The sequence below is a fragment of the Haladaptatus sp. ZSTT2 genome, assembly GCF_037081775.1.
GTDB lineage: Archaea > Halobacteriota > Halobacteria > Halobacteriales > Halococcaceae > QDMS2.
Genome location: NZ_JBAMHQ010000001.1, coordinates 2528734 through 2554773, shown reverse-complemented (window position 1 = coordinate 2554773; position 26040 = coordinate 2528734). Strand labels below are relative to the sequence as shown.

Below are 26040 nucleotides of genomic sequence, written 5' to 3'. Positions count from 1 at the left end.
ACGTATCAACATTTATGCGAACCCGCTTGTAACGGCCATTCATGTATGTTCCGCTCGCTGAGATGGGAGAAACGGCGTTCACTGCAGGACAAATGAACCTTATTGGTGGGGGTGTCGGGATTATCGGCCTCGCCATCGTCGGCGCGTGGTGGTACTCGCTCTACCGATAGGCTTCCGTCACACGTTCCTGTAACCACGCTTTCGCCGCTGAGACGGCGTCTTCGTCCTCGCTTTCGAGTTTGATGCGAACGTTCTCACCGGGATAGCTCCCGACTTTCACGCCGAACTTTTCCTGGACCTCGTTCATCCGGTCGATGAGCGCGCTCTCTGGCTCTGCAGCAATCACCTCGTCTGTGTAGCGTTTCACACCCGAAAACTCGTCTGCGACGAGGTCGAACATCCCTTTCATCTCGGCGGGCACGCCCGGGAACACGTAGACGGCGTCTACGACACACCCCGGCGCGACGCCGACTTCGTTCGGGAGCATCCGCGCGCCGACGGGCAGGTGGGCGGTTCCCGTGGCGAGGTCATCGTGAGAGTAGCCGCCGTGGGTCGTGAGCCACGCAAGAGCTTCTTCGTGGCGTTCGACAGCGCGGCCGAACGCAGCCCCGATGCCCTCCATCGTCAGGTCGTCGTGGGTCGGGCCAAGCCCGCCGGTCACGATGACGGCGTCGTATTCTGCGTGGTACTCGTTTACGACGCGGGCGATGTCCGCGATGCGGTCGGGGACGACTGTGATGCGTTCGACGGTCGCTCCCCGAGCGTTCAGTTGCTGGGAGAGCCACGTCGCGTTCGTGTTGACGGTATCACCCGCAAGTATCTCATCACCGACGGAAACGAGGGCCACGCGCATAGCAGTCGGTAGGTGTGGCACTCGTAAAAAGCCACAGTTGGCAGTGACTTACGTCACCACGAAGTCTGTGAACATCCTCAACTCGTAGTGCGAGGGAAGATTACAGATGAGCGCGTAGTGACCCGCGTCAAGGTCAAGTGTCAACGTCGCTGTCGCCTCGTCCTCAATATCTTCGACTTCGTCTACGAGTTCGATACCTTCTGCACCCGCTTCGTCTACCGCCCCGTCTTCGTCGGTCGGTAGCTCTCCAGCCATAATCTCCGTCTTCAGTACTACGAACTCATGGAGCGATGGCCCCATGTTCGTGATGTCGAACTGAATCCGGCCAGCGGAGACTGAACTGTCACTCAATTCGATTTTGAAGTCGGACAGCGTCACATCCACTGTCGTGTCCGCGCTTGGGCCGGAACCGCCCGTACAGCCAGCGAGTGCGACAATGGCGAGTCCCCCAGTTGCCTTCAAGAAGGTGCGTCTGCCAGTACTATCTCCCCGTTCCCCACTCGGTACTCCTCTTGACGCAGCCGTTGTGCTGGCCATACGATATGATAGGCTGTTTAGGGGAATACACCTATCGTCAGGTCTCAGAACGTGAGACGTACTTTTGGGCCAGAACCAGGTTCGAGAGGAAAACCGAGTTTCTCAAACAGCGAGGTCGCCTTTCGCTTTCACGACGACGATTTCCGAGGCGTCTACGGCGTCCACGTCTAAGTGCATCGGGATGAACTCCCGGCGCTCGAAGGCCTCCAGTTCGTCTTCGGTACCGATGGTACACCAGAGCTGGACGCGGTCTGGGCCGTGGTAATCGCCCTGTCGTGCGACACCAAAGCAGTGCATTTGTTCGCCGTCGTATTCGATGATACCACCCTTACGGATGCCGGGGTCCCCGTGGATGATGAGCCGCTTCATGGTCTCGGATATGGACGTGGGTGAAATTATACTGTCGGTTGTCGGTGACTGTTGTAGGCTAGCAGTGAGCCGGCAAACCGAACCCGTGCGTCCTGTAGTCACAGAAGGATTTTCGTCGTAGAGTGCGTGGGTGGTGTAATGTACGGTCGTCGCCCATTTCTCCTCGTCCTCGCAGCTGCCTTGTCGGGCTGTTCGCTTATCCCAACCCAGTCCACATCGCAGTCGAGTTCGCTCTCGCTTACGATTCAAAACGAGAGCAGTTCACCGACCGACGTGACCGTCACGGTCACCGACGCAGATGAGACGGTAATAGACGAAGAAACCGACCGCCTTGACGGAAGCGTTGGTCGAACCTTCGATTTCACCGTCACAGAGCGAGGTCGCTACACGGTGACTGTGTCAGGGATCGACTGGAAAACAGAACAGACGTGGGACACCGAGACCTGCGCGTCGTACAGTGCGACCGTCCGATTCACCGACGACACGCTCGAAAATTCTGGAGAGTGCGTCCAACCGCGATAAGGCGTGACGAGACAGCGCACCGAGAGCGAAGTCACAGAGACACAGAAAATTGGCCGATAGTTGGTACTCTGTGTGTGAGCGAGTAGCGCGAGGACTCCCGGAGGGCGGGCGGACGCGCCGCGCGTGAGACACGGATAAACCAAATGCGTTTTAAGGCGTGGCACGTTACGGCTGAAGTAAGGGATTAGCTATGCAGATGCCACGACGCTTCAATACGTACTGTCCGCATTGCCAAACGCATCACGAACACGAAGTCGAGAAAGTTCGCCGCGGTCGCGAGACCGGGATGAAGTGGATCGACCGCCAGCGTGCCCGTGGCAAAGCCACGATTGGTAACGCCGGTAAGTTCTCGAAGGTGCCTGGTGGCGACAAGCCAACCAAGAAAACGAACCTCAAATACCGCTGCAGCGACTGCGGCAAAGCCCACCTCCGCGCTGGCTGGCGGGCAGGCAAGCTTGAGTTCCAGGAGTAATCTCATGGCAGGCTCTTTCATCACCGTCAAATGCGCAGATTGTGAGAACGAACAGACCCTCTTCGAACGCGCAGCCACCGAAGTTGCGTGCGCCGTTTGCGGGCACACGCTCGCCCGCCCGACCGGTGGCAAAGCGGCCATCGAGGGTGAGGTCACAGAGGTCGTCGAGTCACGATGAAATACAGCGGCTGGCCCGAGCCGGGCGAACTCGTCGTCGGGAAGGTCGAAGACATCGAGAACTTCGGTGTGTTCATCGACCTTCAGGAGTACGACGAAAAGCGCGGACTCGTCCACATCAGCGAGGTGGCCAGCGGATGGATCAAGAACGTTCGTGACCACGTCCGTGAGGGACAAACTGTCGTCTGTAAGGTGCTCTCTGTCGACGAGAGCTCCCAGCAGATTGACCTCTCTATCAAGGACGTAAACGACCACCAGCGCAAAGACAAGATTCAGGACTGGAAAAACGAGCAGAAGGCCGATAAGTGGATGCTCATCGCGTTTGGCGAGGACATCGCCGACGACGAGTACGCCGCCATCGCAAACGAACTGCTCGACGAGTACGGCAGCCTGTACGCCGGGTTCGAGGCCGCCGCGATTCACGGCGCAGAAGCCTTAGAAGAGACGGGATTGGACGATGACGAAGTCAGCGCCATCGTCGAATCCGCCCGCGAGAACGTGTCGGTGCCGTACGTGAACGTCACGGGCTACATCGACCTGCGCTGTCCGGACCCGGACGGCGTGGACGTCATCAAAGAGGCGCTCAAGGTTGCCGAAAGCGACGACGACCTCTCCGATGACATCGAACTCTCCGTCAGCTACGTCGGGTCGCCCGAATACCGCATCAAGGTGAAGGCACCGGACTACAAGCTCGCAGAAGACGCGCTCGAATCGAGCGCCGAGCGAGCAGCCGACTACATCAAGGCAAACGGCGGTACTGCCCACTACCACCGCGAGCGCCACGAAGACGACGAATGAAATCCGACATCCGGGTGTGTTCGGCGAGTGCGACCGCGCACGACCGCCCGGTGTACACGCTTTCTGCGACCTGTCCCATCTGTGGAGCCGAGGCCGTAAATTCAGCCCCGGCGAAGTTCAACCCTGAAGACCCCTACGGGGAGTACCGACGCGCACTTAAGCGCCGAGAACACGAGTAGGGCCATATGGACGAGTTTGATATCGAGGTCTTCGCAGACCCAGACCTCTCTGAGCCGATTCTTGTCGAGGGGCTGCCGGGTGTTGGGCACGTTGGAAAGCTAGCCGCAGAGTACCTCGTTGAGCAGTTAGATAGCGAACTGGTACGCCGCGTCTACTCAGAGCACTTCCCGCCACAGGTGACCCTCGAAGACGGGATTGCAGAACTCACCTGCGCTGAGTTCCACGCCATCGAAGGCGACGAACAGGACTTGCTCATTCTCACGGGCGACCACCAGGCACAGGACAACGCCGGCCACTACCACCTCACGAACGCCTTCCTCGACATCGCAGAAGAGTTCGACGTCTCGCAAATCTACGCGCTCGGTGGCGTGCCAACCGGCGAACTCATCGAGGAGTACGCCGTCCTCGGCGCGGCGACGAACGAAGACCTCGTCGAATCGCTCGAAGAACTCGACGTTGAGTTCCGCGAGGACGAGCCTGCAGGCGGCATCGTCGGCGTGAGCGGGCTCATGCTCGGCCTCGGTCGCCGTCGGGGGATTCCCGCGGCCTGTCTGATGGGCGAGACGAGCGGCTACCTCGTCGACCCAAAAAGTGCCCAAGCCGTGCTCAAAATCCTCGAATCCGTGCTCTCGGTCGAGCTCGACTACGAGGACTTAGAGGAGCGCGCAGACGAGATGGAAGACGTGATGGGCAAAATCAAAGAGATGGAGCAGGGTTCGAGCGCGACAGACGAAGACTTGCGCTACATCGGCTAACGACACCCCCATTTTCACCCGTCTGCGGACGAGTTTCTTCGAGTAGCCAGCCACCGCACCTGCTGTGCGCGACGTGCCCACACGGTTCTTAGTCGTCGCGCCCAAAGACACCGGTGTGATTGGTGAGCTGTTGGCGGTGTTGCCAGACTGGCTCGTCCTTGGAGTGGCCCTCGGCATGGTGTTTTCTGTCGCCATCGCGGCCACTTTCATCGTCGGCGAGCGGTTGTACCCGACCGCTCCGATAGACCCGAGGCAGGTGTGGAGCGGCGACGAGCGCAGGCGCGCCGAAATCCGCGAGTTTCTGCGAACCATCAACGAACCATTTGCAGAGAATCACTTCGTGGAAGGCCAAACCGTCGCCTTCTACCTCCCGATGCGCGACGTAGCGATTACGTTCGACGCCCGGGCGTACTACCGCATTGAGCGCTCGCCAACCTACGCCGTCCTCGTCGAACACGAGATGCCGGGCTTCCAGCTCGCCGGACGCCTCCCCTTTGAGACGCCGGAAATCGAACTCACCGATGGGACGCCGGATGCGACGAGTATGGCGTTCGCCGTGCTTGGCGTCCCGAAAACCGCAAGCAGCAACGAGTTGAAACAGGCCTACAGAAAGCGCATCAAAGAGGTCCACCCCGACCACGGTGGCGACTACGAGACGTTCACGCGGGTGCGAGAAGCCTACACGACGGCGAAAAAGCGCGCCAATTAGAGGTCTGCGACTTCGTAGGCGAGGCCAGAATCGCGGAGCGCGTCCGTAACACGCCCGGCGGTATTGATGGTGGTGACGACGACCACGTCCAGTCCGCGGCTTGCAGCGTCTGCAGCGACTTCACCGGCGGCGAAAATCGTGTCCGGTGTGAGCGAGAGACTGCGAAGCGTGCCAACCGCTTCGACGCCCATCGCGGCAACGAGGTCTGCGCCTTCACACGCCTTTGCGAGCGTCTCTAAGTCTACCTCGTCGGTGCCCGCACGGATTGGTGGAACCTGATAGACGGTGACGAGGCCGGGTTCTAAGTCGATAACACCCGAAAAGCCGGTGACGCCGACGACCTTCCCTTCCTCAGCAAGCGTCGTCGTCACGCCGGTCGCCGGGCCGTCGTCTCCGGGCGTTGCGTGGAGGAGGCCATCCACAATCGAGAGCGTCACCGTCTCGCCTGCCTCGACCGAGTCGGTGGCGATTGCGGCGTCTTCACCGACGTTGCCGAGCACGTCGTCGGTGACGTGTTCTGCGAACCTCCGCACGTCGGTCGCGGCCTGAAACAACCAGTCGACACCCTCTTTGGTCACGCGGTAGCGAGAGCGCCCCTCTTTGCGGACGAGGCCTTCATCTACGAGGTCGCGGATGTATTCACTCACAGCCTGACTCGTCACGCCAACCGCGGTAGCAATCTCGCCTTGACTCACGGCTGGTTGCCGATCTGCGATTTCGACGAGGATACGAAACCGTGTGGCAGCGCGCTTGTTTTCGAGAACATCCGCCATGTCATAACCTACGGACGGGGGGCTATAAATTGCGTCGCCTTACTGAGAGGGTGTCCGCTACCGGTTGTCTGCAATCACCGCTTCCGCGGCCACCCGCCCACTTTTCAACGCACCTTGAATCGACGACCACTGCGTGTAGTCGCCCGCGAGGTAGACGTTCTCGCCGCCGTCGCGCACGTCCGGTAGGCGGTCGTGGATGCCCGGTGGCTGGCTGAACTGGGCGAAATCGATGCGATCTGTGTGGATGTGGCGAAGGCTGCCGAAGGACTGCTCGGGGAACCACGAGGCAAGCGCATCGCGCGTCTGCTCGGTGAGCGCCGCGTCCGTTTCGTCAGGCAGGCCGAGGTACGTCGCGCTCACGAGGTTTTCACCGCCGGGGGCGTAGTTCGGACAGACCGCAGAGAGTGGCGCGACGTGGTTCGGCCCCTCGTCGGTCGCATTGAGCACGAGTCGTCGGTGGGTTTCGAGCGGCACGGAAATCGAGTAGTACTGGGTGACACAGGAGTGGGCCTGCGTTGGAATCTCCGAACTACCGGTTAACTCGCCTGCGGCTTTCGGGTCAGTTGCGACGACGACGGCATCTGCATCGAGCGTTTCACCCTCCAATTCGACGGTTGGTGAGTCGCCGTCGAAGACGCCAACGGCGTGCGTTTCGAGGCTGATGTCGGCACCGGCGCGCCGGGCGCGGGCTGCGAGTTGTTCTGCAATCTCTCCCATTCCCTGTTTGGGCACCACCGTATCGCCCGTTGCGAGCATGCTGAAGGTGTAGTCGAACACCGCCCCAGAGGTCGAAAGCGACCGGTCGAGCGTGATGCCGCCGTAGAAGGGTGCGGCAAAGTTGTCGATGAACGCCTGAGAGAACCCACGCTCACGCAGCGAGTCCTCGATTGACTGGTCTACACCGTCGAAGAACGTCTCAGGGTCGGTGCTTGTGAGTTCACGCCGAAGTTTCAACACGCGGGCTTTGTCGCGAAAGGTCACCTCGCGGTTGAACAGCGATTCGGTGAGGGCGCCGGGATTCTTAAACGGGTCTGCGAGTGTAGCGCGGTGTCCGGGCCGGGCAATCGTCGCGCCCGGGGAGAAGGCGTGGAGGTCGAGCGCGTCGAAGTCGAGTTCGCGTCGGGCGGCGGGGTAGGCCGTAAACAACACCTGAAAGCCGCGGTCGAGGGTGAAGCCGTCTTTCTCGATGGTCTGGACGCGGCCGCCAACGGCGTCCTGTTGTTCGACGACGTGGACAGAGAATCCGGCGTCAGCGAGACGACGGGCGGCGACGAGTCCGGCGAGTCCGGCTCCCAGTATCACGACTGTGGTCATGGAAATTTGTTGGCAGGCAAGACACTAAACCGTGTTGCGCGTCTAGACAGACAGCGATTAGTCGATTGGTTCGAACACACAGGTATGGAGACGACTGCGGCCTTCCGCGGCCTTACGTGCACAGAGTGTGGCGAGGCGTTCGACGCCGAGGACGCGCCTCACCGCTGTCCCGATTGCGGCGGGATTTTGGATGCGACGTACGACTACGACGCCATCGACCTCACGCGCGAGGAACTCGAATCGCGCCCGTTCACGGGGATGTGGCGCTACGAAGAACTCCTCCCGTTCACCCGCGCATCGAGCGTCACGATGGACGAAGGCGCGACGGCGCTCGTCGAGGCTCCCGACCTCGCAGATAGCCTGGGCGTCGGGCGCGTGCTCATCAAAGACGAAGGTCGGAATCCAACGGGGACATTCAAAGACCGCGGGCACGCCGTCGCAGTCACCGCCGCCGTCCAGCACGGTGCGACCGACATCGCCCTGCCCTCTGCGGGGAACGCGGGCCAGTCGGCGTCCGCCTACGCCGCCCGCGCAGGCCTTGCCTCCCACGTATTTCTCCCCTCTCGTTCGCCGTTCGTGAACAAGGCGATGGTCAACGTCCACGGCGGTGACATGACGGTGGTCGAAGGGCGCATCGACGACGCGAGCGAGCGTTACAAGAGCGAGATGGAAGATGAAGACTGGTACTCGACCGCTACCTTCGAGACACCCTACCGCCACGAGGGCAAGAAGACGATGCTCTACGAGATTATCGAGCAGCTTGACTGGGAGGTCCCGGACGCCATACTCTATCCGACCGGCGGCGGTGTCGGTCTCATCGGGATGCACAAAGCCGCCACCGAGTTCCGCGAGTTGGGACTCATCGACGAGTTTCCGCCGATGTACGCCGCCCAAGCATCCGGCTGTGCGCCAATCGTCAAAGCCTTCGAGGAAGGCAACGACCGCCACGAGCCGTGGGAGGTGCCGGACACCATCTGTGGCGGCATCGAGATTCCGAATCCCGGTGCGAGTCCGTTGATTCTTGACGCCATCCGCGAGTCGGGCGGCGGTGCGGTTGCCACTGACGACGACGACATTCTCGACTCGGCCGTCGCGGTCGCCCAACAGACCGGCGTCGAGATGGGCGCGACCTGCGGGGCCGCCGCAAGCGGCGCGTGGGAACTCGCAGACCGAGGTGAATTTGACGAAGATGACACCATCGTCCTCATGAACACCGGCGCGGGCAACAAAGAAGACGACATCCTCCGCAGTCACCTGATGGGCCTCGGCTTCTAACCGGGAACACCACCCTTTTCGCAGTTTCACCCCTATGTCCACCAATGCTGGAAGCCCTCTCGACGCTCTTTGCGGGCGTTATTTTCGGTCTCGCAATCGCTGCGCCCCCCGGCCCGATGAACGCGGTTATCGCAGAGGAAAGCGTCCTCCGCGGCTGGCTCGCGGGCGTTCGCGCCGGACTCGGCGCGTTCACGGCTGACGTGGTGTTCTTCGTGCTCGCGCTGTACGGAGCCGTGACGTTCGTCGAAACCTATCCCACCGTCCGTGGCTTCATGGTCGGCGCGGGCGGCATCTTGATGTGTTATTTCGCCTACGGCGCAGCAAAGAGCGCGACACAGAGCTTTACCGGAACCAGTCACGGCGATGAGCAAAACGGCTTCAAAAAAGCGTTCGTGCTCGCGCTCACGAACCCCTACCAAATCGTGTTCTGGCTCACGATTGGCGTTGGCCTGCTCCAACCCGGCACTATCGACGTGTTCGCACTCGTGCCCTACGTGGGGGACTCACTGACCGGGTCGCTTGTGGTCGAAACAGGAAGCGTGATGCTTCTCGCCGGATTTTTCGGCGGTATTCTCGTCTGGGTCGGCGGCTTTCCGGCAATGCTCGTGGCTGCCGAAAACCGGATGGACGCCGTCGCGCCCGCCGTCGCCTACGCGAGCGCGGGGATTCTCGCGCTGTTCGGCGTCCTCTTTCTTTCTGACGCAGCGAGAACGCTACTCTAAAGCGAATCGGCTTACAGCTCGCTTTCCATCTCAGCGATTTCGCCTTCGAGCCACTCTTGGAACCACTTGACGCGCTTTAAGCGCTCGAAGGCAATCGAGCGAGCGGTGTCGCTTTCGACGCGCTGGGCGGCGTCGCGGCCGCGTTCGAGCACGCGTCCGACCATCTCGGACGAATCCATGTGCGTGCGCGCCTCGTACCCCATCCGCAGGAGCATGAGCGCCGTGCCGTTCGCGCCGACCTTATCGAGCAAGTCGGCCTCGATGAGACACCGGGTTTCCAGTGTAAGGTTCGAGAGGTCGCCCTGATAGGAGTGGTCGGTAATCGAATCACACACTTGGACGATGAACGACTCTGGGTAGTCGCCGTGTGATTCGAGGAACGCGCGGGCGACGCGAGCGCCCTCTTCTGCGTGAATCTCTTGGTCTGCTTCGAGTTTGGCAACGTCGTGAAACAGCGCGGCGACGCGCGTCACGTCCACGTTTGCTCCCTCTCTGCGTGCGATTTTCGTTGCAATCGCCACCACGTTCAGGATATGGTTGTATCGGTACTCCGCAGAGTGCCACGGGTACCACCGCATTCGGCCACCCTCGTCTTCGTTTCGGACGGACGCTTGGAGATAATCAAAGACAAACTGCTTCATCTCCTCGAACGCCTCGTCTGTGATGGGTGACTCCTGGATCTCAACTCCCACAGAATCGCCCCCGGAGCGTTGGTGATGTGTTCATGTTACGTAGAAAAACGTATGTACCACTCTTTAGCGTTACGACAACCCGATTGATTAATAACGAGCCTCCTCTAGCAGGTATGGACACGACTCCACAGTATCTCACCGATACTGCCGCGCGGTCGTTCGAGACGACCGTAACGCGCGTCAAAGACGACCGCGTCGTACTGGCTGAAACCCTCTTCTACCCCGAAGGCGGCGGTCAACCCGCAGACCACGGCACCCTTCGCGCAGACGGCACTGAGTGGGCCGTCACGGACGTCCAGAAAAAGGATACCATCTACCACACGCTCGCAGGCGACCCACCCAAAGAGGGGACGACCGTTTCGGGCGAACTCGATTGGGAACGGCGCTATGCGCATATGCGCTATCACACCGCCCAGCACCTCCTTTCGGCGTTGCTCATCGAGGAGTACGACGCCCCGACGACGGGGAATCAACTCTACACCGACTACGCGCGCATGGACGTCGAACACGACCGATTTGACGCAGCCGACCTCGCGCACATCACCGACCGGATGAACGACCTCATCGCAGACGCGAGGCCGGTGACGTGGTACGAGTTAGACCGCGAGACCGCAGAACGCGAACTTGACCCCGAGCGCACGCGCATCGACCTGCTGCCGAAATCCATCGACCAGCTCCGTATCGTGGAGATTGAGGGCTACGACCGCACCGCGTGTGCGGGCACGCACGTCGCCAACACCGAGGAGCTAGGCGAATTCGAGATGCAAGGCAGAGAGTCGCGGGGCAAGGGCTTCGAGCGGGTGCGATTCGTGCTCCACGACTAACCATCCAGAAAACCCCTTATTTTTGGACGTTTGTCTACGAGAATGCGCGAATTATCTGCGTTAACGGCCAAAGAATTATCTAGTAACACATCGAAACACAGTCCATATGGCGCAATCAGCTGAACATATGCATACTTCCCCGGTGTGGAGTGACCCGGAACACTGTCCGTTCTGTGAGGCAGCGTTGGTCGATGGTGGCTCCGGCTTCATCGACCACATCGAGACGAGTCAATCGTGTAATCAAGGATTCAGTCTGTGGCGCCAGCAGGTCGCAGACGACATCGGCAGCGAGTGGGGTGGCTAAGCCTAGTCGGTGTACGGTCGCTCGAAGCCGAGGTTAATGAAATGTCGCGCGTAGTTCGCGTACGTCCGGTCTGCGGCGTTTTCAGCGACCTGTTCGTACTGCACGATACCCTCTTCGTCTACGATAAACGTCCCCGAGAGCGGAATCTTTCCGTGTTTTTTCGACTGTTCGGTGCCCGAGTAAGCAGACACCATCTCGAAGTCGGGGTCTGAGTAGAGTTGCAGCTTCAGGCCAAATCGGTCGCGCATCTCTGTGAGTTTCGAGACGGGGTCGTGGCTGACCGGAATGATGGTCGTGTCGTGATTTCGCCAGAGGTCGTAAGCGTGGTTACTGAACGTCTGGAGCTGTTCTGCGCAGTACGAACACCAGTGACCGCGGAGCGTGAGCACGACAACGGGGCCGTTTTCGACCGCGTCTGCGAGCGAGAGCGTGCTTCCGTCAGTGCCGGTGACCGTAAACTCCGGTGCTGGTGTGCCTTCGAGTGACATGCTCGTTCTTGTGAAAGCCCCGGCTTTACGCTACGGGTTGTGGCAACCTGAAAAAGGACGAGTTGAACGGGTGATTTAGGCCGACTTCATGACGCCTTTGACGTCGTCTGTGGAGTAGTCGAGAGCGTGGGTCTCTTTTGCGTGCATTTTGACCATCTCGATGAGCTCGTCTTGGTTCTCAGAGCGAACCATGAAGTCGCAGTCGTTGCCAGCGTCGCGGCAGATTACTTGGTGAGCCATTGGTGTAGCCTCCCACAGAGAATGGCGAGCGTTTCACGTAGTTATTCGTCGCTTGCAGCCGCGTAGTCAGGAAATGTGGCGTATTAAGCTTCGTCGTCACGCTGTTCGCGGTGGAGTTCGAGCGCCTCTTCCGGGGTGACGGTTTTCCACTCACCGTCACCGAAGCATACCTGTACCATCCCCGCAGGGATTGTCGTATCGACCTCGACTGCGTGTTCGACGGCGATGTGTTCTGCGAGCCTGTCCTGTGCGGCCTGTGTCGTCGGCGCAACGGCGTGCCAGCCGCAATCGTCGTGGGGACAGCGAAGCATTCGTGGCTGGACAAGCAAGGGGAGTGGCTTAATGCTTTCTTAACCGGTGCTAGCATGACACACAACCCGCACGCCCTCTGCGGTAGCCACGAAATCGGGAGACTCAGCGCCGCGAGAACACCCCAGCAGCAGGTGTATCGCTATTTCAAGAGTGTCGCGGTGCTTACTTATCGAATCGCACAGCCAACCTCAGCTATGGCATCGCGCGGCCACCAATTTTCGACCCACGACCTGACACCCGCAGAGTTCCGCAAGCTTGGGTACCAAACCGTGGACATGCTTACGGCGTTCTACGAGGACATTGAGACTCGTCCCGTCTTCCCAGCAAAGTCAGAGCAGACGGTCGAAGCACTGTTCGACGAACCGCTTCCGGAACGAGGGCAGAACCCGGAGACGATTCTCCGCGAGTGGGAGACAAAAATCCTCCCGAACGCGACCCACAACACCTCGCCGCGCTACTTCGGCTATGTGATGGGGTCTGGAACCATGATGGGAACGCTCGCAGAGGCGCTCGCTGCGGCGGTGAATATGAACACCGGCGGGTGGAAGCCCGCACCCGCCGCGACGGAAGTAGAGCGCACGGTCCTCTCATGGCTCGCAGAGCTTATTGGGTACGACCCGGACTGTGGCGGCCTCTTGACCAGCGGCGGGACGATGGCGAACTTCGTCGCCATTCTCACCGCGCTCAGGAACACCGCCGAGTACGACACCACCGCAGGGGGTCTCCAATCGCCCACCCGAACCGGGCGCTATACGCTCTACATGGCCGACCACGAGGGTCACTCCTCCATCTTCCGCGTGGCCGATATGCTCAACCTCGGCCGCGACGCCGTGCGTCTCGTCCCGAGTCACGACGATTTGACGATGGACACGGACGCACTCGAAACACTGCTCGACGCAGACATCGAAAACGGCGATATCCCCTTCTGTGTCATCGGACAGGTCGGCTCAATTAACGTGAGCGCCATCGACCCACTTCCAGACATCGCGCGCATCTGCGACGAACGCGGCCTGTGGTTCCACGCTGACGGCGCGTGTGGCGCAGTCGGCGCGATGCTTCCCGAATTCGCCACCAAGTACGAGGGATTAGACCGCGCAGACTCGATAACGCTCGACCCGCACAAGTGGCTCTACGTCCCCTACGAGTGTGGCGCGATTCTCGTGCGCGAGCCAGACCGCCTCCGCCGGTCGTTCGACATGGACGCGCCGTATCTCCACGGCACGCTCCCCACTGCGTACGAAGGCCACGACTTCTACCAACACGGCCCACAGATGTCACGCGGCTTCCGGGCGCTCAAAGTCTGGATGAGCCTCAAACACTACGGCGTACAGGGCTACCGCGATCTACTTCGCCAGAACATCGAGTGTGCCCACCATCTCGACACGCTCGTGCGACGGGAACCCGACTTAGCGGCGATTCAAGAGCCGAACCTCTACATCTATTCGTTCCGGTACGTGCCTGCAGACCTCGGCACAATCGAGTCGCTCACGGCCGAGCAACAAGACGCCCTCGACTCGTATCTCGATACGTTAAATCAGAAAATAACCGACGCAATCCAAGAAAGCGGTCTCGCGTTTTTCGGCACGAGCGCCATCCATGGCCGCACCGTGTTGCGCTTCTCGATTTGCTCACACCGGACGACGCTCACTGACATCGAAGATGTCGTGCGCGCGATTCAAAATGCGGGTGTAGCGCTCGACCGAGCGGACAGACCGACGCTCGCTCGCACGTATCCGGTGTTCGCGCGCGAGGAGTAAACAATGCGCTGGGGTTACTGCGACCGGTCTTCGTCTTCGATATCGACGTGAATCGACTCTTGGGTCTGTTCTTGAGACTGTGACTGTTCGTCGCCCATGATTCGCGTTCTAAGGTCGTCGGTGAACGACTGGACGCGGTCTTTCAGCGTCTCAACTTCGTTTTCGAACTGCTCTACGTTCCGTTCGACGTAGTGGACACGCTGGTGCGGAATGCGTCGGATGGTGTCGTTGCCGTGGTCGTCTTCGCCGGTTTTGACGATCCAGTGGTCCTGAAAATACGCGACATGCTCGTTATCGACCGTCTGTTCGATGGTGCCGTCGGGGCTGTCATACACGATGGTCGCCTGACCGAGGTCGTTTTCAACCATACAGGCACACACCCCCAGACACAGAAAGGTGTGTGGGCCAATTATGTTCGCGAAAATCAGGACAGCCGAGCCGCTGCCAAGATGGATTTAGCGAGGTACTTTAGGACTGGCTTGCCTTTCGGGATGCGATATATCTGTCCGAGTTCGGTTGGCGTCTCCGGTGTGAACGATTCGTCACGAACTCGTCGCACACCCTCAGAGAGCATATTAACCGACTCTGCAAGGAGGAGGGTTTTCACTTCGCGCAGATACCGGGCGTTACTGATGTCAACTTCTTTCAGATAGATGATTTCTCCACCATCGAGTTTTTCGGTAAGTCTCTGGAGCGTTACGCCTGCTGTCTCTTCGCCGCGGAGATACTCCCAGAAGCCCATGGGCTGCCCTCGGTACTTTCGTAAGTCGCCGTGATGGAAGCTCAATACGCCGTGTTTTGGGGCAGTTAGAATCGAACCTATGATGAATCCGAACCCGCACAGAAGCGCGATGTCAGCCTTCGCTGCAACTTCGTCAGCGATTTCTGGTTGTATTTGGTACTTCCAGCCATTGATGATGTCAGGCGTACACGCGACCTGTTCGATACCATTGAGTTCCGAGATTTCGTGGAGGGGAATCGATTCGGTCAATGGATGGGTTCCTCGTAGCTTGCGCATGAGGGCAAGTCCGCCAGCGACGAGTGTCCACTCACGAAGCTGAATTGCGCGATCGAGCTTTTCTTTACGCGTGCGGCTGCGTGGGTGGTGAACCACGACCAGACTGATGACGACATCTTGTTCGTTGAGCAATTTTCTGACCGCTTCGAGTTGCCACCGACTCATCGACGATTCTGTGAGTAGACAGAGACGAAGCGGTTCAGCCATTGATTCCCTCCACGAGCTCGACGCCCGTTGCGCGTTGCGTCCTGACGTGGTTATTCAGTTCAGACATTGTCAACACCTGTAGCCCCTCCATATCACGGTACGTCGCAAGCATGTCAAGGAACGGCTCAACAACTCCCCACTGGTGTTCGTTCGAGAGATCCCAGAGGTGACACCAGAAGTGAGCATAGCCATCCTTCTCGACGACAGCTTTAAGCTCGGTTTCCATACGGCGGAGGTGAAGCTGCTGTCTGAGGCTGCGCGGGATTGGTTTGAACACCGCATGGCTTTCTCGCTGACCTATTGGAAGTGAACTTGCAGTGAGCGACTGGTAGCTCGTACAGTACGTTTCGACAATCCCGTCTACTATCTGTGGCTCATCGAGCAACGGGGGAGAGACTAGCAGCTCGAAAAAGCGGGTCACTTTGTTACTCGTATCGGTATGAACCGATTTTCGAACGATTTCGATTCCGTTTTCTCGTAGAACGGTCGCTGACGGTTCGAAGTGTCGAGGGGGAACGAATGAGACCGATTTCTTCCCGAATTGAGTCTCGTGAATTCGTTGTGCGTGAGCGATATCGTCGTTGACACAGTCGTCTCCCATTCGGTCGCAAAGAACATGCGAGAAGGTGTGCGTACAGAGTTCGTGACTTACTTTCGACGCCTCGATGGCTGCTATCATATCCGGCGCGTAAAAGTCTGGATTTGTCTCAAGGTTCGTACCAGGATCGTTCGCAAACCAGTCTGCTGGGTAGTGACCCTCGTGTGTCCCATCACATTCACTGAGGGTGAGGTGACCGACGATGTCGAACGAGATAGGAATGCCCACCTCGTCGCATTTGAGGAGAAGGTTTTGGAGATACTTTCGTTCCTCTTCACATCGATCGCTCAGCCGCTTTGGACCGCCAATATCGTGGAATCCCCATCCAAGTTCTACTTCGATACTAATTGTAACCACGCCACTCATTGGTTCCCAGTCGGATTCTGACGACTTTGTAAATATGAGACGAATTAAAGAAGGAATGACCTAACAAGGTGTTATCAACCTGTTAATCAAATTGCCGTCGGGACTGTCATACACGATGGTCGCCTGACCGAGGTCGTGTTCGACCATACAGGCACACACCGCCAGACACAGAAAGGTGTGTGGGCCAATCGTGGACACCGAAACGGCCAGAAGAGTTAATTAACTTAATTCGAACTCGTTGCCGTACATCCGCGGTCCGTCAGTGCTCTTGTCCCAGATGCCGTTTGCGATGGTGCTGCGCTTGATGGTTACGTCAGAGCTCGTGCTGTTGAGCTTGATGCCTTCGCGCCCGCTGAACGACTCCGCTTCGATGCGTTCGATCCATGCGCCCGCACTGTTGACCACGATTGGGACGTGGGTTGCGGCCTGCTTGCCACGGTAGACGAGCACGTTGTCGCCGTTGAGCACGAGTGCGCGTCGGAAGTAGTCGCCCGGCTGGTTGACGTTCACGACGCGAAACTCGCAGTCGTTGCGGTTGCAGCGAATAGCGTGGCGCCACGAGTCGCCGTCTGCGTTACCCGTGATGTCGACGTACTCACAGTGTACTTTGCCCGCGTCGGTGCCGTTGATTTGGATGGCGTTGCCGCCGCGCTGGATGTCGATGTTCGTGTCAACAATCTCGGTTGGGCCGGCCTGCGACTGGACAACAATACCGTGGCAGACTTCGTCGCCGATAGAGATATCGAGGCCGCGGAGGTACGCGCTTTCACAGTCGTTCATCACGGTGAGCGCGTGTCCGTTGGGTTTTTCCAATCGGATCGTCGTATCGACGACCGCCATGTTGGGGCCTGCGTCGAGCCGGATGCCCCGCTGGTTCTGATTCTGTGGGTTCTGCTTGTCGACGACGACTTCTGCGCCCGTGACGATGCAGTCGTGGCCACCGAGGCGGATGCTCGCTGCCTCGCTGTTGGCGTAGCGCCCACCGTTCACGATGACGCGACCGTTGGTCACCGCGTAGAGGCCGTTGTCCGGCCAGTCGTCGAGTTCGCAGTTTTTGAACTCGATTTGGCCCGTGTGGTACTGGCTGCAAAGGATGCCCGTTGGCCCCCGCCAGAGGTCGCCAGGCGTGTTTTCGTCCCACGCACCACCGTCGTTGGCGCGGAAGCGCTTGACCATGCCCTTGCCGTCTGGAGACGTAATCGAGAACAGCGCTGGCCCGAACGTGCCCGTGTCGTGGCGGCCAACGATGGTGATGTCGTCTACGAACAGGCCGTCATCGACCATCGCGTCGATTGCGCGAATCCCGGTGCGTTCTGCGGTGAGGTCAACGGTGAACCCCTGGACACGGAGGTCGACGCCGGGGTTGTAGTAGATGCCAAGTCGGAACAGACGGTACTGCGGGCCGTCGAACTCGTCGTAGTTCGCGGGGACGAGCGTGGCGTCGTCGCCAACCAGCCCGAAGTTCCGGAAGCCCGTAAATCGGAACTGTGAGTCCATGTAGTATCGGCCCGGTGGGAACTTGATGAGCGTATCATCGCCCGCGTACTTGCGGAGAATTGGCGTGATTGACTCCGTGCCAGTGTTGTCAGCCCCTGCGTCCTCGACGATGTCGATGACACGACTGTAGCCGTCTTCAATGCTGGTCGTGGTCGCTGCTTTCGCGTTCTGCGAAGAGAACAGTGTTGCGCCCGCGGCAGTTGCCCCAACTGCGCCCATGAATTTGCGTCGCCCGATGTGCGAAGTAGAGTCGTCCTGTGCTGCCGATTGAGAGATGTTGTCGAAGTGTTCCATGTTTTTCTGTAGCGATTCTCGGGCACGTCGAATGCCGTATGAGTGGAGTTGGGACTATACCCGTAGCTATCGCCAAGCCGTATTTTCTTATTCTCGTGATAGTAATTCCCGTTTGAATTACTTTCTAATATTAACATTCTTACAAGGATATAAAATTGTTATGCTTTCAGTAATATCCTGACATGGACTGAATTATGTCCGATTCCATAGGTGATACTAGGCAGTGCTTAACGAATCGTTTCACACCGTTGCATTTGTGTTTTTCAGCGGTTTCAAGGCCCGAAAACCTAGATTTCGGATTATGGACATTCCGCAATTATCCGAATCCATCACGATTTCACACACTTATCAACAATTGTAGTGGTTCCTCGTCCAGTCACGTTTAGAGAGGTCATAACCTCCGATTTTTAGGGTTTTCATACCACAGGATTGAATGAACACTGACATGATGTGTCACTGTGAGACTGACGAAAAATAATATCAATTGGATAATCATTTCTGGCAATATTCGCCACAAAAATTTGTCGGTCGGGTGTTGCGCGCGCCCCAGATTGTGAATGATTGATTATTATATACTTGCCGACTCATCAGGAACTGTGACTGCCACACTCCAATCTCTGGGCGGATCGCCGGGGAAATGTCGGCATAAAATGTTTTAAATCATGCTATCCGCATTTGTCAAATCCGTGTGACCTATTATAGTTCCAACAGTAACCATATTGATAGTTGGTGGGAAAGACATGAACGATACGAGCGGTTCCAGTACGCATCGCGTCTTGGTCGTGGAAGACGAGAAAGATATTGCAGAGCTCTATGCCAAGTGGATAGGGTCGACATACGACATCGAAATTGCATACACGGGTCGGGAAGCACTCGACATCCTCGACGACTCTTTCGATGTTATTCTCCTTGATAGGAATCTTCCACAGATGGGTGGTGACGAGGTGCTCGCTTGGATTCGCGACCAAGGATTCGACTGCACCGTCGCCATCATCTCTGCGATAGAGCCAGACTTCGATATCTACGAAATGGGGTTCGACGACTATCTCGTCAAACCCGTCGGAAAAGACGACCTCGAGAACATCATCAATCGCATGTTGTCGCGCGCTGAGTACGACGACCGCCTCAAACAGCTGTTCTCCGTCAGCTCAAAGCTGGCGTTGCTTGAAACGCACAAATCTAGTGCGGAGCTTGCACATAGTGAGGTGTACCACTCGCTCAAACAAGAGTGGGAGCGATTAGACCAACAAGCCGGTGCCGCACTCTATCAGCTTCCGAACGATGACGTCTTTGCAATCCTTCGAGAATGACTACTTCTACGCCCACTGAGAACAACGCACAAGACGCGCGCGGGGTTCCACACGAGGAGTCGAGCCTCCCCCGAGCAAACATCCTCGTCGTTGGTGAACCAGACCAAAGTTGGGACTACTTTCACAGCCATATAGAAGACGCGAACAGCGGTCTTGGCATCGCCATTTCGAGCTGTGACCAGCCGTTTTACACCGAAAAGCTCACCGACGCATCGTTCAACCTGCCACTCACCAAAATCGGGTTTTCTGGCGACGGCTCAAACGACCCTGCGACACACATCCCCATTCCAGAACTCGGGAAGCAACTGTTCGAAGCACTCGACGCGACTCCACGCTGTGATATCCTCTACATCACGAACATCAATGCGCTGCTCAAACACGAACCCGCCCAATCGATTTATCGACTCCTCTATCTGGTCTCAAAGCGTGTCACATCGACCCAAAAAACCGCACTGTACGTGATTTCTGACACCGTTGACCAGAAAACGAGACGAATCCTCCAACAGCCGATGGATTTCTGCGTAACGTTCGACGCAACTGACTCACCATCGATTCAACCGCTCAAGTCAGCCACTGGAACCACGAACGATGGCCGATAACCTCGGTTCAGGAGGTTCAGCGAAAACGTTTGACGCCGTCTGCACCCTCCTGGATAGCTGGAATCCGGAGGGTGCACAACAGACCGACACGCTGGGGCAACGACTGAGCAACTACCTCGATGCGAGTCTCAACACCGACGACCGACCCATTTGGGAACAAGATATCATCGAACGCCGCCGCGGCAGCCTCTCTGCAGACGTGGTGGTAAACGGTGAGACTGGTATCGCAATCATCGGCGACACCCGCGCCTCCGGCATGAAGGCCTTTCAGTTCCAGCTCAAGGCACTCGGCAAGCAGTTCAACTACATCGCCATCTACTGGTGGGACATCTCCGACGGAAACGCAGACGTCCGACGCATCGCAGAGCAACGAAACGTAGCAAGTCGATACGGTTTGCAAGGACTCTCGTTTCACCGTAGACCGTACACGCGTGTCGCACACACTCGCAATCGCACATCCCTGAGGCCCGTCCTCGAACCGTGGATGGTGCTCGCCTTCGTCACGGTCGTCATCGCCGCCCTTGGCTACGCCTACGTCGGACAACTGCAGGAGAGCTACCCGCTCATCAAAGTGTTCTTCGGCCTCGTTGGCGGCTTACTCCTGATAACGCTGAGTTTGGGGATTTTCCTGAGTCGGTGACGTGAATGGTGGAGTTTTTCTCACAGAAACGGCTCAGGGTTGTGCTTCGGGAAAAGTAGTCCCACCCGGATTCGAACCGGAGTCAACGGCTCCAAAGGCCGCTATGATTGGCCACTACACCATGGGACTGCACTTCGTTTGCCCCATCAGCCTTCACGCGCGGCGTGAAGACACCATGGGACTTCTGTCACGCCTTCGTACGCGACTTACTTCGACGTATCTTTGCAGGATACTTGAACGCTTCGAGAATCCGCAAGCCCGTGAAGGTGTGTCACTCTCGGTCTTGCATCAACACAGTGACCGGCCCGTTGTCGAAGTTGAGGAGGATAGACTGCGCAACGTCGCCAAACAGCGCCTTCCCAGAGGGCGACCGGCGCGTTCCGACGAGGAAGATGTGGTCTACGTCGCGTTCCGCTGCGGTGGCGAGAATGCGCTTTGTGAGCTGCCCGACGACACCAATCGTCTCGTAGGGCACGTCGAGGGGCTTCAGTTCCTCGAGGCCAATCTTGCGTGCAAGGCGTAGGGCTTCGTCTTCTGCCTCTTCTAACGTGTAGGTGGTCTCGAAGTCAGAACCCTGTCTGCGGGCCTCGTGGCGCTCGTCGTACTCCTCTTCGGGGAGGATAGAGAGAAGGATGAGCCGACCGTCGCTCCCTTTGGCGAGCGCACCGGCTTCGCGGACGAGTTCTCGTGTGCTGTCGATGGGTTCGACGACAACCAATCCAGTGTCCATGCCAGTGGCTACTCAAGGAAGTGTGATAAAAGATGCCGACGGAACCGGGTTACTTCGCCGGACTCGACTGCGAAGACGACTGGGAGAATTCGAGTTCGGAGACGAGCAACGAACACACGTCGTCCTCTGCTGAGAAGCAGTCTGGACACTGTGAGTCACGGTCGATAATCGTATCGAGGCGGTCTGCCACCGTCTCGTCGATGACGCTTTCGAGCGCTTTCGCCTCGGCGTTAAACTCCTCTACGCCGAGCACTTCGATGAGGAAGCGCTCGATGATGCAGTAGGTCTGCAGCGAGTCGCGTGCGCGCATGATGCCCTCGTCGGTGAGCGACGCGCCCTTGTACTTCTCGTGGATGAGCAGGTCGCGGGATTCGAGTTTCCCGACCATTTCGTTGACGCTCGCGGGACTCACTTCGAGCATATCTGCGAGTTTGCCCGTGGCGGCCGGGCCGTCTTCCATCTGTTGGACGAGGTAGATTGCTTTCAGGTATTGGTCGGCGGTGTTCATTCGCGCGTCTCCATGAGTTTCGTCACTGCTTCTACGCCCTCTGCTTCCTCCTCACGGATAGAAGCTAGGGTTTCGATGAGGCGATTCCGGTCGATGGTAAAGGCGGTGTCGCTCGCTTCGATGGCGTCAATGAGGTCGTCGTAGAACTTGTAGGCCGTCTCCTCGTTGCACAGTTGGTCGTAGAGCAGGCCGTCGAAGTCCTCTGGTTTGGTGCGCCCGTAGCGCTCTGAGACGAGCATCTCGATTTCTTCGTAGCCGATGACCTCAGCGTCGAGTTCGTCGATGAGCGCAGAGAGTCGTTCGCGGTGCTCGGCTGACTCCTCTGCTGCGTGTTCGAGCAGGTGGACGATCTCGTCGTCCAGTTCATCTTTGCCGAGCGATTCGTAGTGGTGGTGGGCTCTCGCTTCGACCACTTCTTCTAAGACGACTCCAATCTGGAGCAGTCTGGCGAGTTGGTGGTCCGACGAGACGCGCTGGCCAAGGCTCATAGCGCGCACCCCGCATGACGACCAGAGACCGTCGCCGTCGTGACCATTCGCATAAGGGTAGTTCAGAGCGAGGGGAACTTAAGCAGTTCCCTACTCACCCGTTTAGGGAGAAAGACGCTCTACGATGAGCGATTCTAAGTCCGTGCGGAACTCGTCGACTTCGATTTCGTCTAAGACGGGGACGAAGAAGCCTTCGACGAGCATATTTTTGGCAACCTGCTCTGGAATCGACCGTGAGGTCATGTAGAGAAGGTCTTCTTTATCAACCTGTCCGACGGAGGCGGAGTGACTTGCCTCTGTGTCGTGGTTGTTGATGATGAGCTTCGGACTCGCGTCCGCTTCGCTCTGGTCTGAGAGCATCAGCGTGCTCTCACGCTGGTAGGAACTCGTGTCCCAGGCCTCGCGGCCAACGTCTTGGACACCCTCGTACACAGAGCGTGCGGCGTCGTCAAGGACGCCACGCGTGACGAGGTCTGCGGTCGTGTGCTCTGCGTTGTGCCAGACGCGCGAGGCGATGTCGATGTGCTGGTCGTCGTGACCGAAGAACGCACCGACAATTTTCGTCTCCGAGGTGTCTCCGTTGAGCTGCGTCTCGACCGAGGACTTCGTCATGCGAGAGCCGATGTTGCCCTCGATGAAGTTGATAGTCGAGTAGGTGTCAGTCTGGCCGCGCTTGAGCTGGTAGTTGTACGTTTCCTCGTCGAGGTTCTGGAGCGAGCCGTACTGGACGTGGCTGTTCTCGCCCGCGACGATTTCGACGATACCGCTGTAGTAGCGCTCGCCCTCGACTGCCTCGCCCGTGGACTGGCGTTCGAGGATGGTCACCGAGGAGGAGTCCTCCGTGATGACGAGCGTGTAGTTGAACAGCGACCGGGAGTTCATCGTAGTGCGAATCTTCACGTCCTCTGCGTCGACGCCCTCGGGGACGTAGACGACGGTGCCCGTAGTGAACAGGGCCGTAGAGAGGGCCGTGAGGTAGTTCTCCTGGGTCGGGATGACCGAACCGAAGTGCTCTTTGACGAGGTCTTCGTGTTCGGCCAGTGCCTCCGCAAAGGAGAGGACTTCGACGTTGTCAGGGCCAACCTGGTCTTTGTCTTCGGCCGCGTTGAGCGGATCGACGAACGACTCGAAGTCTAAGTCTGCGAGGTTGGTCCAGTTGCGCCCGGGCGTCCGGATGACGTGGGGCATCTCGGCGTCTTCGAGCGCCGCGAGGGCGGAAAGACGCGTGTCGAGCATCCACTCGGGTTCGTCGAGTTGCTCGCTGATCTGGCGAACCTGTTCTTCGCTGAGGTTGGCGTGTACTTGCGCACTCATGTTATCCGAGGCTGCCCTCCATTTCGAGTTCGATGAGCCGGTTCAGCTCAACGGCGTACTCGATTGGCAGTTCTTCCGTGATGGGTTCGATGAACCCGGCGACAATCATCTGCTTTGCTTCGTCATCATCGAGCCCACGGCTCTGGAGGTAGAAGATGTCCTCGTCGCCGATTTTCCCGACGGTTGCCTCGTGGGCAACGTCGACTTGGGACTCTTGAATCTCCATGTATGGCATCGTGTCCGAGGTGGACTGGTTGTCGAACATCAGCGCGTCACACTCGACACTCGTAGAGGAGCCGGTTGCTCCCCGAGAGATGTGGACGAGGCCACGGTAGTTCGTGCGGCCGCCGTCCTTGCTGATGGACTTGGACTCGATGGTGGACTTCGTGTTTGGCGCATTGTGGTACACCTTCGCGCCGGTGTCGATGTTCTGGCCCTTGCCAGCGAATGCAATCGTGATGTGGTTGTCACGCGCACCGGGGCCTTTGAGGATGGTCGCGGGGTAGAGCATCGTTGCTTTTGACCCCATCGACCCGGAGACCCACTCCATCGTCCCGTTCTTCTCGACGATGGCGCGTTTCGTGTTGAGGTTGAACGTGTTCTTCGACCAGTTCTGGACGGTCGAGTACTGGACGTGTGCGCCCTCTTTGACGAACACTTCGACGCCACCGGAGTGGAGGTTGTGGACACCGTACTTCGGTGCCGAACAGCCTTCGATGTAGTGGACTTCGGAGTTCTTCTCTGCGATGATGAGCGTGTGTTCGAACTGGCCCATCCCCTCCGAGTTCATGCGGAAGTACGCCTGGACTGGCATCTCGACGGTTACGTCCTCTGGGACGTAAACGAACGAGCCACCGGACCAGACCGCACCGTGGAGTGCCGCGAACTTGTTGTCGCTTGGCGGCACGCATTTGGTCATGAAGTACTCTTTGACGATCTCTGGGTGTTCACGGACCGCTTGGTCCATGTTGCAGAAGATGACGCCCTTTTCCTCCCACTGCTCTTGCATGTTCTGGTAGACAATCTCGGATTCGTACTGCGCACCGACGCCCGAGAGCGCCTTGCGTTCAGCTTCCGGAATGCCGAGTTTGTCGAACGTGTCTCGAATCTCCTCTGGCAGTTCGTCCCAGTTGTCGACACCGCCGCGTGTCTCCACGTCCGGGCGGATGTACGGGACAATCTCGTTGATGTCGAGCTCCGTCAGGTCGGGCTGGCCCGGCCAGTCGGTCGGCATCGGCATCTTCTGGAACTGCTTCAGCGCGCGCAGACGACGCTCGAACATCCATTCGGGCTCGTCTTTGTCTTCGCTGATGAGACGAATTGTCTCTTCATTGAGGCCTTTTTCCGTTTTGAACGCCGACTTCTGCTCCTTTTTGAACTCGAAGCGGGCCTCGGTGTCGGTTTTCTTGAGGTGGTCTTCTTGTGAACTCATAATCTTGTGTGGGTGTTTGTCTTACAGTCCCTTTACGCTGTCTCGTAGACTTCTTCGCGAATCCAGTCGTACCCTTTGTCTTCGAGTTCCTCTGCGAGCGACGCGTCGCCGCTCTTTACGACCTTCCCGTCCATCATGATGTGGACGTGGTCAGGCTCGACGTAGTCGAGGATGCGCTGGTAGTGGGTAATCTGGAGGATGCCCGTCCCGACCTCGTCACGGAGCGCGTTGATGCCCTTCGAGACGTCCTGCAGGCGGTCGATGTCCAGCCCGGAGTCGATTTCGTCGAGCACGGCGATGGACGGTTCGAGGATGGCTGCCTGAAGCACTTCGTTCTGCTTTTTCTCGCCGCCGGAGAACCCGGCGTTCAGGTAGCGCATGGCGAACTTCTCGTCCATGTCGAGGAGTTCCATCTTTTCTTTGAGGATCTGCTGGAACTCAGCGACGCCGACTTCGCCGTCGTCTGCTGGTCCTTCCATCGGGGAGGTGGAGTAGCCGGATTCTTCTTCTTCTTCGGCTGCTTCCTCGTCGTCCTCACCGAACAGGAGGTGTTCGCGCTCTTCGAGTTTCGCGTTGAGTGCGGTGCGAAGGAAGTTGACCATCGTGACGCCCTCGATCTCGGCTGGGTACTGGAAGCCGAGGAAGATGCCGAGTGCGGCACGCTCTGGTGGTTCGAGTTCGAGGAGGTTCCAGGTGCGACGGGCCTCTGGAATTGCCTCTTCTAAGTCGGCGTATTCGTCTGCTTCGAGGTGGAGCAGAATCTCACCGTCGGTGACCTCGTAGGCCGGGTGACCGGCGATAATCTTCGCCATCGTCGACTTCCCGGAGCCGTTTGGTCCCATCAGCGCGTGAATCTCGCCGGATTTAACTTCGAGATTCACACCGCGGAGAATCTGCTCGCCGTCCTCTTCTGCTACTTCTGCGTGTAGGTTTTTGATTTCTAGCCTAGCCATTCTGGAGACACCT

Annotated in this window: 35 protein-coding genes and 1 tRNA gene; 16 read left to right on the top strand and 20 right to left on the bottom strand. The window is 58.3% G+C overall.

The window, feature by feature from the left end:
* The first annotated feature begins 41 nt into the window (after nucleotides 1–41).
* On the top strand, nucleotides 42–170 hold the full coding sequence (locus tag V5N13_RS13920; RefSeq protein ID WP_332898528.1) for a hypothetical protein: 129 nt from the start codon (nucleotides 42–44) through the stop codon (nucleotides 168–170).
* Here the strand turns inward: V5N13_RS13920 and V5N13_RS13915 are convergent.
* The 3 genes from V5N13_RS13915 to V5N13_RS13905 all read right to left on the bottom strand — a co-directional run bounded on the left by V5N13_RS13915 (nucleotide 161) and on the right by V5N13_RS13905 (nucleotide 1759).
* A complete protein-coding gene (locus V5N13_RS13915) occupies nucleotides 161–853 on the bottom strand; it encodes a competence/damage-inducible protein A (RefSeq protein WP_336361245.1) in 693 nt (230 codons plus the stop codon). The two genes, V5N13_RS13920 and V5N13_RS13915, sit on opposite strands and share 10 nt — an antisense overlap.
* A 48-nt stretch (nucleotides 854–901) precedes the next feature.
* The gene (locus V5N13_RS13910) at nucleotides 902–1315 is read right to left on the bottom strand and encodes a hypothetical protein (RefSeq protein ID WP_336361244.1); all 414 of its coding nucleotides are present in this window, start codon (nucleotides 1313–1315) and stop codon (nucleotides 902–904) included.
* A gap of 177 nt (nucleotides 1316–1492) precedes the next feature.
* Nucleotides 1493–1759, bottom strand: a complete 267-nt coding sequence (locus tag V5N13_RS13905; protein ID WP_332898525.1) for an HAH_0734 family protein — start codon at nucleotides 1757–1759, stop codon at nucleotides 1493–1495.
* 138 nt (nucleotides 1760–1897) lie between these two features.
* On the opposite strand from V5N13_RS13905, the gene V5N13_RS13900 reads away from it, so the two are divergent.
* From V5N13_RS13900 to V5N13_RS13870, 7 genes are all read left to right on the top strand, one after another.
* A complete protein-coding gene (locus V5N13_RS13900) occupies nucleotides 1898–2281 on the top strand; it encodes a hypothetical protein (RefSeq protein ID WP_336361243.1) in 384 nt (127 codons plus the stop codon).
* A 190-nt stretch (nucleotides 2282–2471) separates the two neighbouring features.
* Nucleotides 2472–2753, top strand: coding sequence for a 50S ribosomal protein L44e (locus V5N13_RS13895; protein WP_332898523.1), 282 nt, complete (start codon nucleotides 2472–2474; stop codon nucleotides 2751–2753).
* 4 nt (nucleotides 2754–2757) lie between these two features.
* Nucleotides 2758–2931 carry a 30S ribosomal protein S27e gene (locus tag V5N13_RS13890; RefSeq protein ID WP_332898522.1) on the top strand — a complete coding sequence of 58 codons (174 nt, stop codon included), beginning with the start codon at nucleotides 2758–2760 and terminating at the stop codon, nucleotides 2929–2931.
* Nucleotides 2928–3728, top strand: a complete 801-nt coding sequence (locus tag V5N13_RS13885; RefSeq protein ID WP_332898521.1) for a translation initiation factor IF-2 subunit alpha — start codon at nucleotides 2928–2930, stop codon at nucleotides 3726–3728. Before V5N13_RS13890 ends, V5N13_RS13885 begins: the two co-directional genes overlap by 4 nt.
* Complete coding sequence (locus V5N13_RS13880) at nucleotides 3725–3907, top strand: RNA-protein complex protein Nop10 (RefSeq protein ID WP_336361242.1); 183 nt, start codon at nucleotides 3725–3727, stop codon at nucleotides 3905–3907. Before V5N13_RS13885 ends, V5N13_RS13880 begins: the two co-directional genes overlap by 4 nt.
* A 6-nt stretch (nucleotides 3908–3913) precedes the next feature.
* Nucleotides 3914–4663 carry a proteasome assembly chaperone family protein gene (locus tag V5N13_RS13875; RefSeq protein WP_336361241.1) on the top strand — a complete coding sequence of 250 codons (750 nt, stop codon included), beginning with the start codon at nucleotides 3914–3916 and terminating at the stop codon, nucleotides 4661–4663.
* Between the two features lie 175 nt (nucleotides 4664–4838).
* Nucleotides 4839–5372, top strand: a complete 534-nt coding sequence (locus V5N13_RS13870) for a J domain-containing protein (RefSeq protein WP_336361443.1) — start codon at nucleotides 4839–4841, stop codon at nucleotides 5370–5372.
* Here the strand turns inward: V5N13_RS13870 and V5N13_RS13865 are convergent.
* A complete protein-coding gene (locus tag V5N13_RS13865; protein ID WP_336361240.1) occupies nucleotides 5369–6145 on the bottom strand; it encodes a DUF7839 domain-containing protein in 777 nt (258 codons plus the stop codon). The genes V5N13_RS13870 and V5N13_RS13865 overlap by 4 nt on opposite strands.
* Before the next feature lie 57 nt (nucleotides 6146–6202).
* Nucleotides 6203–7459, bottom strand: coding sequence for an NAD(P)/FAD-dependent oxidoreductase (locus V5N13_RS13860; protein WP_336361239.1), 1257 nt, complete (start codon nucleotides 7457–7459; stop codon nucleotides 6203–6205).
* 84 nt (nucleotides 7460–7543) lie between these two features.
* On the opposite strand from V5N13_RS13860, the gene V5N13_RS13855 reads away from it, so the two are divergent.
* Together V5N13_RS13855 and V5N13_RS13850 are read left to right on the top strand one after the other, a co-directional pair.
* Nucleotides 7544–8734 (top strand): threonine synthase, encoded by a 1191-nt coding sequence (locus tag V5N13_RS13855; RefSeq protein ID WP_336361238.1) that lies wholly within the window; start codon nucleotides 7544–7546, stop codon nucleotides 8732–8734.
* A gap of 44 nt (nucleotides 8735–8778) precedes the next feature.
* A complete protein-coding gene (locus V5N13_RS13850; protein ID WP_336361237.1) occupies nucleotides 8779–9456 on the top strand; it encodes a LysE family translocator in 678 nt (225 codons plus the stop codon).
* 11 nt (nucleotides 9457–9467) lie between these two features.
* Here V5N13_RS13850 and V5N13_RS13845 read toward each other — a convergent pair whose 3' ends face one another.
* Entirely contained in the window at nucleotides 9468–10148 is a 681-nt protein-coding gene (locus V5N13_RS13845; RefSeq protein WP_336361236.1) for an HD domain-containing protein, read from the bottom strand.
* A 113-nt stretch (nucleotides 10149–10261) separates the two neighbouring features.
* Between V5N13_RS13845 and V5N13_RS13840 the strand changes: the two genes are divergently transcribed.
* Both V5N13_RS13840 and V5N13_RS13835 read left to right on the top strand, forming a co-directional pair.
* Nucleotides 10262–10972 carry an alanyl-tRNA editing protein gene (locus V5N13_RS13840; protein WP_336361235.1) on the top strand — a complete coding sequence of 237 codons (711 nt, stop codon included), beginning with the start codon at nucleotides 10262–10264 and terminating at the stop codon, nucleotides 10970–10972.
* Between the two features lie 127 nt (nucleotides 10973–11099).
* Nucleotides 11100–11276: a DUF7501 family protein gene (locus tag V5N13_RS13835; protein WP_332898512.1), complete on the top strand. Its 177-nt coding sequence runs from the start codon at nucleotides 11100–11102 to the stop codon at nucleotides 11274–11276.
* A gap of 2 nt (nucleotides 11277–11278) precedes the next feature.
* Here V5N13_RS13835 and V5N13_RS13830 read toward each other — a convergent pair whose 3' ends face one another.
* From V5N13_RS13830 to V5N13_RS13820, 3 genes are all read right to left on the bottom strand, one after another.
* Entirely contained in the window at nucleotides 11279–11764 is a 486-nt protein-coding gene (locus V5N13_RS13830) for a peroxiredoxin family protein (RefSeq protein WP_332898511.1), read from the bottom strand.
* Nucleotides 11765–11839: 75 nt separating this feature from the next.
* Nucleotides 11840–12004 (bottom strand): DUF1059 domain-containing protein, encoded by a 165-nt coding sequence (locus tag V5N13_RS13825; protein ID WP_332898510.1) that lies wholly within the window; start codon nucleotides 12002–12004, stop codon nucleotides 11840–11842.
* Between the two features lie 83 nt (nucleotides 12005–12087).
* Nucleotides 12088–12315 carry a hypothetical protein gene (locus V5N13_RS13820; RefSeq protein ID WP_332898509.1) on the bottom strand — a complete coding sequence of 76 codons (228 nt, stop codon included), beginning with the start codon at nucleotides 12313–12315 and terminating at the stop codon, nucleotides 12088–12090.
* A gap of 195 nt (nucleotides 12316–12510) precedes the next feature.
* On the opposite strand from V5N13_RS13820, the gene V5N13_RS13815 reads away from it, so the two are divergent.
* Nucleotides 12511–14073 (top strand): pyridoxal phosphate-dependent decarboxylase family protein, encoded by a 1563-nt coding sequence (locus V5N13_RS13815; protein ID WP_336361234.1) that lies wholly within the window; start codon nucleotides 12511–12513, stop codon nucleotides 14071–14073.
* Nucleotides 14074–14087: 14 nt separating this feature from the next.
* Here V5N13_RS13815 and V5N13_RS13810 read toward each other — a convergent pair whose 3' ends face one another.
* The 4 genes from V5N13_RS13810 to V5N13_RS13795 form a co-directional block, all read right to left on the bottom strand.
* On the bottom strand, nucleotides 14088–14441 hold the full coding sequence (locus V5N13_RS13810) for a hypothetical protein (RefSeq protein ID WP_336361233.1): 354 nt from the start codon (nucleotides 14439–14441) through the stop codon (nucleotides 14088–14090).
* 56 nt (nucleotides 14442–14497) lie between these two features.
* Nucleotides 14498–15298, bottom strand: a complete 801-nt coding sequence (locus tag V5N13_RS13805) for a formyltransferase family protein (protein ID WP_336361232.1) — start codon at nucleotides 15296–15298, stop codon at nucleotides 14498–14500.
* Nucleotides 15291–16262: a hypothetical protein gene (locus V5N13_RS13800; RefSeq protein WP_336361231.1), complete on the bottom strand. Its 972-nt coding sequence runs from the start codon at nucleotides 16260–16262 to the stop codon at nucleotides 15291–15293. Before V5N13_RS13800 ends, V5N13_RS13805 begins: the two co-directional genes overlap by 8 nt.
* Nucleotides 16263–16481: 219 nt before the next feature.
* The gene (locus tag V5N13_RS13795) at nucleotides 16482–17978 is read right to left on the bottom strand and encodes a hypothetical protein (RefSeq protein ID WP_336361230.1); all 1497 of its coding nucleotides are present in this window, start codon (nucleotides 17976–17978) and stop codon (nucleotides 16482–16484) included.
* Between the two features lie 815 nt (nucleotides 17979–18793).
* Here V5N13_RS13795 and V5N13_RS13790 point away from each other — a divergent pair.
* Genes V5N13_RS13790 through V5N13_RS13780 form a run of 3 tightly spaced genes read left to right on the top strand, consistent with a single transcriptional unit; the run spans nucleotide 18794 to nucleotide 20602 of the window.
* The gene (locus tag V5N13_RS13790) at nucleotides 18794–19363 is read left to right on the top strand and encodes a DUF2732 family protein (RefSeq protein WP_336361229.1); all 570 of its coding nucleotides are present in this window, start codon (nucleotides 18794–18796) and stop codon (nucleotides 19361–19363) included.
* On the top strand, nucleotides 19360–19962 hold the full coding sequence (locus V5N13_RS13785) for a hypothetical protein (protein ID WP_336361228.1): 603 nt from the start codon (nucleotides 19360–19362) through the stop codon (nucleotides 19960–19962). The genes V5N13_RS13790 and V5N13_RS13785 overlap by 4 nt, the downstream gene beginning before the upstream one ends.
* A complete protein-coding gene (locus V5N13_RS13780) occupies nucleotides 19952–20602 on the top strand; it encodes a hypothetical protein (protein ID WP_336361227.1) in 651 nt (216 codons plus the stop codon). Before V5N13_RS13785 ends, V5N13_RS13780 begins: the two co-directional genes overlap by 11 nt.
* 56 nt (nucleotides 20603–20658) lie before the next feature.
* Here the strand turns inward: V5N13_RS13780 and V5N13_RS13775 are convergent.
* From V5N13_RS13775 to V5N13_RS13745, 7 genes are all read right to left on the bottom strand, one after another.
* A tRNA-Gln gene (locus V5N13_RS13775) sits at nucleotides 20659–20731 on the bottom strand.
* Between the two features lie 142 nt (nucleotides 20732–20873).
* Nucleotides 20874–21332: a universal stress protein gene (locus V5N13_RS13770; RefSeq protein ID WP_336361226.1), complete on the bottom strand. Its 459-nt coding sequence runs from the start codon at nucleotides 21330–21332 to the stop codon at nucleotides 20874–20876.
* A 49-nt stretch (nucleotides 21333–21381) separates the two neighbouring features.
* Nucleotides 21382–21840 carry a metal-dependent transcriptional regulator gene (locus V5N13_RS13765; RefSeq protein WP_332898501.1) on the bottom strand — a complete coding sequence of 153 codons (459 nt, stop codon included), beginning with the start codon at nucleotides 21838–21840 and terminating at the stop codon, nucleotides 21382–21384.
* Complete coding sequence (locus V5N13_RS13760) at nucleotides 21837–22328, bottom strand: ferritin-like domain-containing protein (RefSeq protein ID WP_332898500.1); 492 nt, start codon at nucleotides 22326–22328, stop codon at nucleotides 21837–21839. The genes V5N13_RS13765 and V5N13_RS13760 overlap by 4 nt, the downstream gene beginning before the upstream one ends.
* 102 nt (nucleotides 22329–22430) lie before the next feature.
* On the bottom strand, nucleotides 22431–23642 hold the full coding sequence (sufD, locus tag V5N13_RS13755) for a Fe-S cluster assembly protein SufD (RefSeq protein ID WP_332898499.1): 1212 nt from the start codon (nucleotides 23640–23642) through the stop codon (nucleotides 22431–22433).
* Between the two features lies 1 nt (nucleotide 23643).
* Nucleotides 23644–25074 carry a Fe-S cluster assembly protein SufB gene (sufB, locus tag V5N13_RS13750; protein WP_336361225.1) on the bottom strand — a complete coding sequence of 477 codons (1431 nt, stop codon included), beginning with the start codon at nucleotides 25072–25074 and terminating at the stop codon, nucleotides 23644–23646.
* 32 nt (nucleotides 25075–25106) lie between these two features.
* Entirely contained in the window at nucleotides 25107–26027 is a 921-nt protein-coding gene (locus V5N13_RS13745; RefSeq protein ID WP_332898497.1) for an ABC transporter ATP-binding protein, read from the bottom strand.
* Nucleotides 26028–26040 lie beyond the last annotated feature (13 nt).